Origin of the sequence: Microcystis sp. M_OC_Ca_00000000_C217Col, from assembly GCF_007095585.1 — a bacterium.
Taxonomy (GTDB): Bacteria; Cyanobacteriota; Cyanobacteriia; order Cyanobacteriales; family Microcystaceae; genus Microcystis; species Microcystis panniformis.
Map to the genome: position 1 here is coordinate 1 of NZ_SFBV01000252.1, position 11,999 is coordinate 11,999.

Annotated in this window: 8 protein-coding genes; 7 read left to right on the forward strand and 1 reads right to left on the reverse strand. The window is 40.4% G+C overall.

The genetic code is table 11. The annotated features are described in order from the left end of the window. Positions 1–218, reverse strand: a 218-nt coding sequence (locus EWV66_RS15580; RefSeq protein ID WP_287116005.1) for a reverse transcriptase N-terminal domain-containing protein, incomplete at its 3' end; no start/stop codon positions are given. A 956-nt stretch (positions 219–1,174) separates the two neighbouring features. Here EWV66_RS15580 and EWV66_RS15585 point away from each other — a divergent pair. From EWV66_RS15585 to EWV66_RS15615, 7 genes are all read left to right on the forward strand, one after another. Continuing rightward, positions 1,175–2,899, forward strand: a complete 1,725-nt coding sequence (locus EWV66_RS15585; protein ID WP_052278054.1) for a diflavin flavoprotein — start codon at positions 1,175–1,177, stop codon at positions 2,897–2,899. A 119-nt stretch (positions 2,900–3,018) separates the two neighbouring features. Continuing rightward, complete coding sequence (locus EWV66_RS15590) at positions 3,019–3,519, forward strand: phosphate-starvation-inducible PsiE family protein (protein WP_002763297.1); 501 nt, start codon at positions 3,019–3,021, stop codon at positions 3,517–3,519. Positions 3,520–3,730: 211 nt separating this feature from the next. Beyond that, positions 3,731–5,476, forward strand: a complete 1,746-nt coding sequence (locus EWV66_RS15595; protein WP_287109199.1) for a diflavin flavoprotein — start codon at positions 3,731–3,733, stop codon at positions 5,474–5,476. Between the two features lie 121 nt (positions 5,477–5,597). Then, positions 5,598–6,371 carry a hypothetical protein gene (locus EWV66_RS15600; RefSeq protein WP_052278052.1) on the forward strand — a complete coding sequence of 258 codons (774 nt, stop codon included), beginning with the start codon at positions 5,598–5,600 and terminating at the stop codon, positions 6,369–6,371. Between the two features lie 5 nt (positions 6,372–6,376). Continuing rightward, a complete protein-coding gene (locus EWV66_RS15605) occupies positions 6,377–6,649 on the forward strand; it encodes a hypothetical protein (protein WP_002763300.1) in 273 nt (90 codons plus the stop codon). A 319-nt stretch (positions 6,650–6,968) separates the two neighbouring features. Next, positions 6,969–7,712: a DUF1995 family protein gene (locus EWV66_RS15610; RefSeq protein ID WP_052278051.1), complete on the forward strand. Its 744-nt coding sequence runs from the start codon at positions 6,969–6,971 to the stop codon at positions 7,710–7,712. 283 nt (positions 7,713–7,995) lie between these two features. Continuing rightward, entirely contained in the window at positions 7,996–11,616 is a 3,621-nt protein-coding gene (locus EWV66_RS15615) for a type IIG restriction enzyme/methyltransferase (protein ID WP_287109201.1), read from the forward strand. The last annotated feature ends 383 nt before the right edge of the window (positions 11,617–11,999 follow it).

Consider the following 11,999-nt stretch of genomic DNA (forward strand, 5'->3'; position numbering starts at 1 on the left):
TTGCGTACTGCTAATAGACGAGCGTAGTATGATTTCACTAATAGACGTTGCAACTTTCTAACCTTTGCACCCTGTCCCGATTTAGCCGCTTGGTATATCCTCTTTTGGAGCTTGAAAACGTATCTTTGGACTTTCGCCCAATTGATAGCTTTCCATACATTCGTAGTCTTAGTGGTTTTCGGTTTCCCGAACCCTTTACTTTCTCTCGCTTTCGTCATATAGACTCCTACTAGACTCTATCCTTACAATCAAACCGTAACCTGTTAGCATATTCTGACTATTACTGTCAGGCGTTGGCTTTTGGTTACATCTCACACCCTTGAAGGCTTGCGCTTACACTTATTACTACTGAGTATTTCGACCGATACTCAGAGCCTAAAAGGGTTTATTACGTTCCGTTTATATGGGCATTCCATCTTTAGATTTGTCCTATCCACCGGGGTACTTTAAAGGTCTGTGTGGGTGTGGATTCAAAAACCCTTACTTTTCCCCTTGTTCTTTTGAACGCAGTGTGTCAACCTATTTCACTACTCAATGATAACGATGGTTCAGGTCGGACATTTGGCTCACGCCTAATCATGGATGGTTGGCAGTGGTCTCGGTATGGATGTTAGGTAACACATCTCTCGCCTTCCGTTCCCCGCTTCAGTTCCAGAGTTGTGACTTCTGAATCTGGGGGTGGCTATCGCCGTTACTCTCACCTTTGTAGCAATTGTAGATAATTGTTACAAAGTGTATTGACCTTGAGTCCCCTTGCCTAGTTTGGTATCGATGTGATACTAAACGTCGGGACATATAAACAGTTATAAGGTTGGTCAGGGTTGACCTAAGACCTTACTAGGCGGTTATTTCAGGTATTTCAACCTTATTTCATGCCTAAACGTTTCGCACAAATCCGTTGAGTACAGGCTAGTTATGAGGAGAGGCACTCATGCAAGAGGCAATAGGCAAGAGGAGCAATAAATAATCAGTCTTTAATAACCGGATTTAGTATCCTATCTTGATTCGGCAGGGCCGGCACGCAAATTAATATCCGTAATCATAGATAAAAAACTATATAAATCTAACTAATCATTTACTTTAGTAATTGGTATTTTACAAATCGCTGAAAGCAAGTCACCATAGGAATTAAGCAAATGCAGTTCCGAATCAAATCCTGTGGGAGATAGAAATTATGGTTGCTTTAATCACCCCAAAACCCGCTAAAACCAGCCGTTTAACCACACAAATCCAAGAAATCGCCGAAAATACTTTTACCCTGCGCTGTTTGGATTGGGATCGCGATCGCTTTGATATCGAATTTGGTTTAGAAAACGGTACCACTTATAACTCTTTTGTTATTCAAGGGGAAAAAACCGCTCTCATTGATACATCTCACCGCAAATTCGATCGCCTTTATCTGGATGAATTAACTAAACTAATCAACATCAATCATCTTGATTATTTAATTATCAGTCACACCGAACCCGACCACAGTGGTTTAGTCAAAGAAGTTTTAGAATTAGTCCCAGAAGTTACCGTGGTGGGGGCAAAAGTTGCCATGCAATTCCTCGAAAACATGGTACACAGACCCTTTAAACAGTTAATAGTTAAAAGTGGTGATACTTTAGATTTAGGTAATGGCCATGTTTTAGAATTTGTTGCGGCCCCTAATCTTCATTGGCCTGATACTATCTTCACTTTTGATGCTAAAACTGCCACCCTTTTTACCTGTGATGCCTTCGGAATGCACTTTTGTGATGATCAAACCTATGATCGAGAAAAAGACCTGCTAGAAGGCGATTTTCAAACCTATTATGACTGTCTGATGCGACCGAATGCTCGTTCGGTTTTAGGGGCAATTAAAAGGATCGAGAAATTTGAGATTAATCTCATTGCCACCGGTCACGGCCCCCTATTAAAACACCATATTTCTGATTGGGTGGGACGCTATCAAACTTGGAGTCAAGAACAAACTTCTGCTGATACTTTAGTGACTGTATTCTTTACCCAAGATTACGGACAAAGCGAACATTTAGCTACTATGATCAGTCAGGGTTTGAATAAAAATGATGTGGTGACAGAATTAGTCGATATGAATAATGCTGATCCCCACGAAGTCAGAGAATTGATCAATCAATCTAAGGGAGTTATCATCGGAATGCCTCCCCAATCTTCCCCGATTAACCAGACGATTTTAAGCACGATTATTGCTTCAATTAATGGCAAACAAGCGGTGGGATTATTTGAGTCAGGAGGTGGGGAAGATGAACCAATTTTCCCCTTAAGAAATAAATTACAGGAAATCGGGGCGATCGAAGCTTTTCCTCCTCTTTTAGTTAAAGACAATTCCAATCAATCCCTCGATTTGATTGCCGATGAAGCAGGAACCGACCTCGGTCAATGGTTAAGCCGAGAAAAAACGATTAAACAAATTAAATCGATTAATAACGACTTAGAAAAGGCTCTAGGACGTATTAGCACCGGATTGTACCTAATTACTTCCCAAAAAGCTGATTTATCTAGTGCCATGATTGCCTCTTGGGTGACACAAGCAAGTTTAAATCCTTTAGGTGTGGCGATTGCAGTGGCTAAAGATCGGGCAATGGTATCCTTTTTACAGCCTAGCGATACCTTTGTTTTAAATGTTTTGGCTGAGGATAATTACCAGAAATTAATGAAACATTTCCTCAAGCGTTTCTCTCCCGGTGCCAATCGTTTTGAAGGCATTAAAACCTATACTGCCAATAATGGATCACCAATTTTAGCGGATGCCTTAGCTTACATAGAATGTGAAGTCACCAGTCGTTTAGATTGCGGCGATCATTGGGTAGTTTATTGTACCGTTAATACCGGACGAGTTGCCCGTTTAGATGTCTTAACTGCTGTCCATCATCGCAAAGTTGGCAACCATTATTAACAGTTATCAGTTATCAGTTATCAGTTATCAGTTCACCGATTACTGGTTACTGGTTACTGCTCACTGAAAAATCCCCCCAACAGCTAACACCCAATTCTATCAATCTTAGGAGAAATAAAATGTACGAACCAATTAAAAACCCTTCCCCAATGATGGTGCGAGTAGTGCAAGTCTTAGAAATGATTCAAGATTTAATTGTCATTTCTCTCTGTATCGGTTTATTTAGCTTCATGGTGTTAGAAGTCAGAGAAATGTTTATGTCTCTGCTGCCACCGATTCAATTTCGGATTATTACCGCCGATATTTTATTCCTCTTAATTCTAGTAGAATTGTTCCGATTGTTAATTATTTATTTGCAAGAAAAACGAGTTTCTATCGGTGTTGCCGTGGAAGTTTCTATCGTCTCGGTTTTGCGAGAATTAATTGTTAGAGGAGTCCTAGAAACTAATTGGACACAAGTATTAGCTGCCTGTGCTTTTCTAATAGTTCTCGGTACATTAATGGTGTTAAGAGTTTGGCTTCCTCCCACCTTTGAAGGTATCGATCCTGAACAAAAAGTTTCTGAGCGTTATCGTCAACATTTAGTTAAAGAATTAACTGAAATAAACAGCAAAATTTAGTCAGTTATCAGTTATCAGTTATCATTTATCAGTTATCAGTTAGAAGGGGATAGGAAAATGGGGGAATAGGGTAATGGGGATATAGAGTAATTTCAACTAAAACTCTAAAACCTCACTCCCCCCACACCCCACACCCCACACCCCACACCCCACACCCCACACTCCACACCCCACACCCCACACCCCACACCCAACACCCAACTTAACAATTATGACCACTAATACCTTAATTCCCAATCCTGCTATTAATAATCGCTCCCGCGATGTTCAAACCGCAGAAATTGCCGATAAAACTTGGGTTTTTCGCTCCCGTACTTGGGACAGATTAAAATTTGAAATAGAATATGCTCGTCAACGGGGAACCACCGCTAATTCCTATCTTATCTGTGGCGATAAAACCGCCTTAATCGATCCCCCTGGAGAATCCTTCACGGAAATTTATTTAGAAGAAATTCGTCAATATATCTCCTTACATCGTCTCGATTATCTGATTCTCAGTCACGTTAATCCCAACCGTATCGTCACTTTAAAGGCCTTATTAGCCGCCACCCATCAAATCACCCTCCTCTGTTCTAAAGCTGCCGTCAATACCCTTAAAAATGCCTTTCCCGATGCCCAAATTTTGGGCATACGAACCGATGAAATTCTTGATTTGGGGCAAGGTCATCAACTCAGTTTTATTAATGTCCCTACGCCGCGCTGGCCTGATGGAATTTGCACTTTTGACCAAAAAACCCAAATTTTATACAGCGATAAATTCTTTAGTGTGCATCTGTGCAGTGACGATATTTGGGATAAAAATTGGAAAGAATTAGACGCAGATCGTCGTTATTATTTTGATTGTCTCCATGCCGTGCAATCTAAAGCGTTAGAAACAGCACTCGACAAAATTAAAGAATTTCCCGCCCAATATTATGCACCCGCCCACGGTCCGATAATTCGTTATAGTTTTAGTCGTCTTGCCCACGATTATCGTTATTGGTGTCAAGAACAAAAAACTCGACCCCTACAAGTGGCTTTATTATATGCTTCTGCCTACGGAAATACTGCCACCCTGGCCCGCTCGATCGAACGAGGATTATTAGAAAATGATCTGGCCGTAGAATCAATAAATTGTGAGTTTGCCACCCCCGCCGAAATTAGTCAAGCGATCGAAAATTGTGACGGATTTATTATCGGTTCTCCCACCTTAGCCGGTCACGCTCCTACCCAGATCCAAACTGCTTTAGGAATCGTTCTTTCCACGGCAGCAAAAACTAAATTAGCCGGGGTTTTTGGTTCCTACGGTTGGAGTGGGGAAGCTGTCGATTTAATTGAAACTAAACTCAAAGATGCCAATTATTGCCTCGGTTTTGAATCCTTGCGCGTGCGTTTTAGCCCCACAGAAAGCAGTTTACAAGCAGGTTATTTAGCCGGAGAAACCTTCGCCAGGGCCTTGAAAAAAACCAAAAAATTGCGGGTTCCCCAACAGGGAATGACCGAAACACAAATTGATCGCACTGCCCAGGCCGTTGGCCGGATCGTCGGTTCCCTTTCTGTTCTCACCACTCGTCAGGGCGAGGATCATGCTGGTTTCTTGACCTCTTGGGTATCCCAAGCCAGTTTTAACCCCCCGGGGCTAATTATCGCCGTTGCCGACGAACAAGCCGCCGACCGTCTAATTAACTCGGGAACCGCCTTTACCTTGAATATTCTCAAGGAAGGGCGCAATTTACGCCGCCATTTTTCCAATCGCATCAAATCTGGCGGTGATGTCTTTACGGGATTAGAAACCCAAGTCGGGGAAAATGGCTGTCTGATTTTAAGCGAAAGTCTCGCCTATCTAGAGTGTACGGTGAAAGAGCGACAACTCTGCGGCGATCGCTGGTTAGTCTATGCCACCGTCGAGCGGGGTCAAGTTTTGGATAGTAACGGTGTCACCGCCATCGGTCATCGTAAATCCGGTAGTCAGTATTAAAACTGGACTAGCGGGGCAAAGTTCCTGACTTTCCCCGTGTAATCAGCCTAGATTTCTGGGAAAGATAGGTTATGTTATTATCCAAGGTTGTCCGACCGGGCCATTTTGTCTTTGTTTCCCTATGAAAAAATTGCCGCTAATACTGTCGGTGGGGAGTGTCGCTTTATTGTTGGTGGGATGTCCAGCTTCTAACCAAGCTAATCAATCCCCACCACCCAGCCAAGAAACCCCCACCCCCTCTCCCAGTCCCCCGGCTGCCCAACCACCCGCCTTTAGCGGTGCTGTACAACCAGCTACCGAACCAACCCCCCTAAGGGTAGCGGGATTGATTCCTGCTACCGATCCTGACCAAAAACGGGCGGAAATTAATCGCGGTCGCAGGGACCCCTTTGCTCCCTTTCCCCTACAACCAAATATTACAATTACAGTGGCGGAAAAACCCCCAGCTGGGACTCCAGCGGCCACTGGCGCACCTGCACCCGGAGGTAATCGTCCCGCAGCCGCACCTGCACCCGGAGGTAATCGTCCCGCAGCCGCACCTGCACCCGGAGGTAATCGTGCCACTCCCAGAGGACCGATAGTTAAAGCGCCGCCGCCACCACCGCAACCGACGGAAGCGGAAGAAGTGCAAGTATCGGGCATCGTCCAGTTACCTACCACTCCTATGGCGATCGTGAAAGCACCGGGAGAAGCCACGGAACGTCGAGTTATCCCCGGTTCTACCCTCTCTAATGGTTTAATTTTAGTTAAAGCGATCGATACTAATCCCGATAATCCCTATATTGTCCTAGAACAATACGGTCGAACTATTACCCGTCGTTTAGGGGATGGTGTACCCGAACCGGCCGCACCGCAAGCCTCGATCAGCTATAATATTCCCGAATCAGGAGAATAAAACCCGTGCGATCGATTGCTATTCAACAAAAACAAACCATTATTTATCCGCAAATGCCCTTGGCTATCTATCGAGAATTAGCCAGCCATTTACAACAGGTTCAGGGTGTGGAAACCCATCTCACTCCCCAGCAGTTCCAACAATTCGATTATCATCAAAGTCAGATCGGTAGTCTAGAAATTAACTATACCGAGACTTTTCAGGAAAGCGATCGCACTCTAGTCACGGCAATTCTCGATTATTATGCCCAACGTCACGGCTCCTATCAGCTTTCCTAAGCTTTCTCTCCTCACCTTTTCCCCGATTACCGACTTTCTTCTTAAAAACTAAAAGTATTTTATAGGATTTATCTTAATGCTGGGGATGATGCCAAGTCTTCTCACACTTCATCTATTAAGGGTAGGGTTGATTCATGAATCAACCCTACTATGAATCAACCCTACTATGAATCAACCCTACTATGAATCAACCCTACTATGAATCAACCCTACTATGAATCAACCCTACCTTTTATAAAAATTAAAATCTTTCTGATTTTAAGCCCCCGACGACCAGAGGTAGTCACTGATAACTGATAACTGATAACTGATAACTGAAATGACCCTACCCAATTCCCTAGAAGAAACAATCATGCAAGCGAAAGCCGCCACCCAACTGGCTCTAGAATCGGGAGCTAGACGCATACAAGTGGAATTAGTTATCCCAGAAATTGCTCTACAAGCACAAGCTTTAGCCCTTGATTTTGCCTCTATTTTTGACAGTTATGGTTCTGGTTTAAGGGTAATTTTTCCCGATACTGGAGCCGCCATGTTAGCCCGACGGGATTGGGGAGAAACAGTTTTTCAACTGGGAGATTTAGGTAGTCGTTTTATTCCTGTCGAAAACAAAATTAAGCCCGAAGATGAAGCTTTTTTAGTTGTTTGTCCCTCCTCGGTTGAGATTAATTCCGTAGAAAAACTCTGTTACCTTGCCGAAGATCGCCCCGTAGTTCTTCTAATTCCTCAATTGGAAGATGTATCGGTAGTGGGTATCGGTTACGCAGCCCGACAATTGCGAGAAAGATTTTTAAGTATCCTAGAAAGTTGTTATTATTTTCGTCCCTTGGAATCAGCGATCGTTTATCGTTCCTATCCTTCCTTGTGGCAAGTTTGGCTCGAAAAAGAAGACGGTTACGAGTTAATTTCTGAACAATCCACTAAACCCATGGGCGAAGCTTTAGAAAATCTGATTCTGAAAGCTTCTAGTAATAATCCCGATGATAGTTCTAATCCTGCTAACAAAGCCAAAAAGTCGGGTTTATTTGCCACTATGGGACGCTTCTTAAAAGCATTACAACAGTGACATACTCCCCCCATCAAGTTAGGCTGTGACGGGGGATTATTTCCCCATTGCTGTTAGAAATTCCTGGCTTCGACAGATTGACCTCGATTGCAACTTTTGTTCTTCTATTTTAACCGATTATTTGGCAATGCTATAATAAAATTAATCGGTAGAACGTAGGTTGGGTTGAAGCATGAAACCCAACGCCAGATCATGTTACGCTACCGCTAACCCATCCTACAAATAATTGTGCCTCCCTACTTATAATAAAATTAATCGGTAGTTTCCCTAGAGGTAAACTTTTATGATTGTCAATAAGCGAGAACTCAAACAAGCCTTAAATCGGGTGTACTTAAAAATCAAGCCTGATGCTGAAACAATTCAGGTTTTTCAAGCTAATTTAACGCGCTTATTGGAGCAATGTGACAGCAAAAAGTCGGAAGAGTTTAATAAAAATTTGCTGATAGATTTTTTTAAAAATACCTATTATACCGATCGCTATTTTATCAATACAAAAGAGCGCATTGATCTGGTTATTCATAATAACCAGGATGTTAAAAGTCCAGTGGGGGTCATTTTTGAGACGAAGAAACCTACTCGGACAATAAATGCAGAAATGCCAAGACTGGATAATCTTAATACTAAGGCTTTTCAGCAGTTAGTTTTATATTTTCTCCGCGAAAGGGTGACGGATAAAAATCTTGAGATTAAACACTTAATCGTGACAAATATTTATGAGTGGTTTATTTTCGATGGCAAGATTTTTGAGGAGTTGTTTTTTGCTAATAAGGCTCTAGTTAACCAGTTTGGCGATTTTGAAGCCGGGAGACTGAGTAGTACGAAAACGGATTTTTTCTATCAACAAATTGCCGAACCAGCGATCACTAAAGTTATTGAGCAAATTAAATTTACTCATTTTGATCTGCGAGAACAGGAAAATTTAGATTTGCTTGATATCTACAAGATTCTTTCGCCAGAACATTTACTTAAGTTACCTTTTGTTAATGACAGTAATACTTTAAATAAGCCTTTTTATAATGAGCTTTTGTATATTATCGGTTTGACGGAAGTTAAGGATAAAGGGAAGAAGTTAATCGGACGAATGAAAGAAGGCGATCGCTGTGATGGTTCCCTGATTGAAAATGCGATTAGTCGGTTGGATAGTTTAGATAAAATTGCACAATTAAAAAATCCAGAAGAGTTTGGAACTACGGATGAGGACCGGCTTTATAATGTGGCGTTGCGGTTATCAATTAATTGGATTAATCGGGTTTTGTTTCTCAAACTATTGGAAGCGCAATTAATTAAATATCATCAAGGCGATCGAGATTTTGCCTTTCTCAATTTGGCGAAAGTTCCCAGTTATGATGATCTCGATAGTTTATTTTTTGATGTGTTAGCTAGGGATACAAACAAGCGCGAGGCTAAGGTTAAAACGACTTTTGCTCATGTACCTTATTTAAATAGTTCGCTATTTGAACCAACGGAGACGGAACAGCAAACGATTTTTATTGGCAATTTGCGGGAGCGAACTTTACCCATTTTTACAGCGACGGTGCTAAAAGATAATCAGGGTAATAAGCGAGTAGGCGAGTTAAATGCGTTGGCTTATTTGTTTGAGTTTTTGGATGCTTATAAATTCGATCGAGATGAGTTAGAAAATCCTCAAGAAGATAGCGAAAAGTTAATTAATGCTTCGGTGTTGGGGTTAATCTTTGAAAAGATTAATGGTTATAAAGATGGTTCTTTTTATACGCCGAGTTTTATTACCATGTATATGTGTCGGGAAACGATACGAAGAGCGATCGCGCAGAAGTTTAATGAAGTAAAAGGCTGGAATTGTCAAACTTTAGATGATTTATATGAACGAATTGAGGACAAAAGAGAGGCGAATACTATTATTAATAGCCTGAAGATTTGCGATCCGGCGGTGGGTTCGGGACATTTTTTAGTTTCAGCTTTGAATGAGATAATCGCGATTAAGAGTGAGTTACGGGTTTTATTAGATAGTTCGGGTAAGTCGCTAAAAGATTATCGGGTAGAGGTGCGAAATGATAAGTTATTGGTTTACGATGATGAGGGGAGTTTATTTGCTTATCATCCGAATAATAAAGAAAAGCACCGGGTACAGCAAGCCTTATTTCATGAGAAGCAAACGATTATCGAGGGGTGTTTATTTGGGGTGGATATTAATCCTAATTCCGTGACGATTTGTCGCTTGCGGTTATGGATTGAGCTTTTAAAGAATGCTTATTATCGCGAGGATGGCAATTTAGAAACTTTGCCAAATATTGATATTAATATCAAGTGTGGTAATTCTTTGATTAGTCGGTTTGGGTTGGATGTGGATGTTAAACAGGTTTTACAGAAGCAGAAGTTTAGTATTGAGCAATATCGCAATGCTGTACAGACTTATCGCAATGCGGAAAATAAGGAACAAAAGCGGGAGATGGAAACGCTGATTGCTAAGATTAAGGCTGGTTTTAGTTCCAATTTATTAATCGGTAATCCTAAGAAGGTGAAGTTACGTCAATTACAAGGGGAACTTTATAATCTGGAAAATCAGGGTTTATTGTTTGAGGAGACTAAGACGGAGCAAAAAGCGCGGGAGAAAAAAGTAACTAAGTTAAATAATGAGATTGATAAGCTAACTGCTGAAATTGCAGATATTGAAAGCGGTAAGCTGTATGATAATGCTTTAGAATGGCGGTTTGAGTTTCCGGAAGTGTTGAATGATGATGGTGATTTTGTTGGGTTTGATATAGTAATTGGTAATCCTCCTTATATTTATAGAAATGCTGACATTGAGAATGTTAAGGAATATTTTAACAGTAATTTTTATAATACATCAGGTAATTATGAATTGTATAAGTTCTTCATTGAGCAATCACTTAAAATCACCAAACAGAATGGCTTTAATTCTTTAATTACTAACTCATCTTTCCTTCTTCAAACATCATTCGACAAAACAAGAAAGTTTCTTTTAGAAAATTCCACACTTAAAAATATTGTTCCGCTTGGTGGTTCAGTGTTTGAAGAAGCTACAGTAGACTCTGCAATATATATTCTTCAGAAGTTAAAATACAATGGTGAAAAAACAAGCGTAATTAATCCGCAAAAACCAATTGATGTGGCTACAACTCCAGCATATACTCTGAAACAGGATAGATTTTTGTCAAATGAGTTTTTAGTATTTGACTATTTACTAAATGACGAAGAATATAATATTGTAAATAAACTACTCTCAAATTTTCCAAAAATTGAAACGGGTTATGACTTTGGGGTCGGTATAAATACAGGTTATATAAAAGACGAGTTAACATCAGAAACAAAACTTGATAAAAGATACCATCCAATGGTTCCAGGAACGGGAGTATCAAAATATGGTAATATCAAGACAGAAGGCTACATAATGTATGACAAAGAGTTTGTAAAAAGCAAAGGCAAGTTGGGTAGAACTTTGCCAGATGAAAAGTTTTTTACAGAACCAAAAATATTAATTGTGCGGACAAGAAATATTTCTCTAAAGGAAAGAATAATTGCTTCGATTGATTATGACAAAAAATATAACCTCAATAGAATTTCAAACATAATTTTAAAAGGTAATAATTCACTTGAAGGTCTTTTGGGTATATTAAATTCTAAGCTTTTTAATTGGCTTTATTCAAAGAGATATTTCGATTATGAAATAAAACCAATCTATTTACGAAACTCGCCCCTTTGTGACACCAACAACAAAGAACTTAACCGACTTGTGAAAGAGATTATTTCAATAAGAAATGCAGACGAAAAAGCTGATATTTCCAAAATCACAGATGCCATAGACAAATTAGTTTACAAACTCTATCAACTCACCTATAATGAGGTAAAAATCATTGATCCAGAATTTGCACTAACAGAACAAGAATATCTGGACTTCCCCTAATTTATTCCCTTACCCCCCCGATGTCCTGTAGGGTTGATTCATGAATCAACCCTACTATGAATTAACCCTACTATGAATTAACCCTACAATGAATCAACCCTACTATGAATTAACCCTACTATGAATTAACCCTACAATGAATCAACCCTACTATGAATTAACCCTACAATGAATCAACCCTACTATCAATCAACCCTACTATCAATCAACCCTACTATCAATCAACCCTACTATGAATTAACCCTACTATGAATTAACCCTACAATGAATCAACCCTACTATGAATCAACCCTACTATGAATCAACCCTACTATGAATCAACCCTACTATGAATCAACCCTACTATGAATCAACCCTACTATGAATCAACCCTACTATGAATC

Bases quoted from the DNA above. Each gene is read 5' to 3' on its own strand.
- EWV66_RS15585 (WP_052278054.1), top strand. From the start codon at position 1,175: ATGGTTGCTTTAATCACCCCAAAACCCGCTAAAACCAGCCGTTTAACC.
- EWV66_RS15590 (WP_002763297.1), top strand. From the start codon at position 3,019: ATGTACGAACCAATTAAAAACCCTTCCCCAATGATGGTGCGAGTAGTG.
- EWV66_RS15595 (WP_287109199.1), top strand. From the start codon at position 3,731: ATGACCACTAATACCTTAATTCCCAATCCTGCTATTAATAATCGCTCC.
- EWV66_RS15600 (WP_052278052.1), top strand. From the start codon at position 5,598: ATGAAAAAATTGCCGCTAATACTGTCGGTGGGGAGTGTCGCTTTATTG.
- EWV66_RS15610 (WP_052278051.1), top strand. From the start codon at position 6,969: ATGACCCTACCCAATTCCCTAGAAGAAACAATCATGCAAGCGAAAGCC.
- EWV66_RS15615 (WP_287109201.1), top strand. From the start codon at position 7,996: ATGATTGTCAATAAGCGAGAACTCAAACAAGCCTTAAATCGGGTGTAC.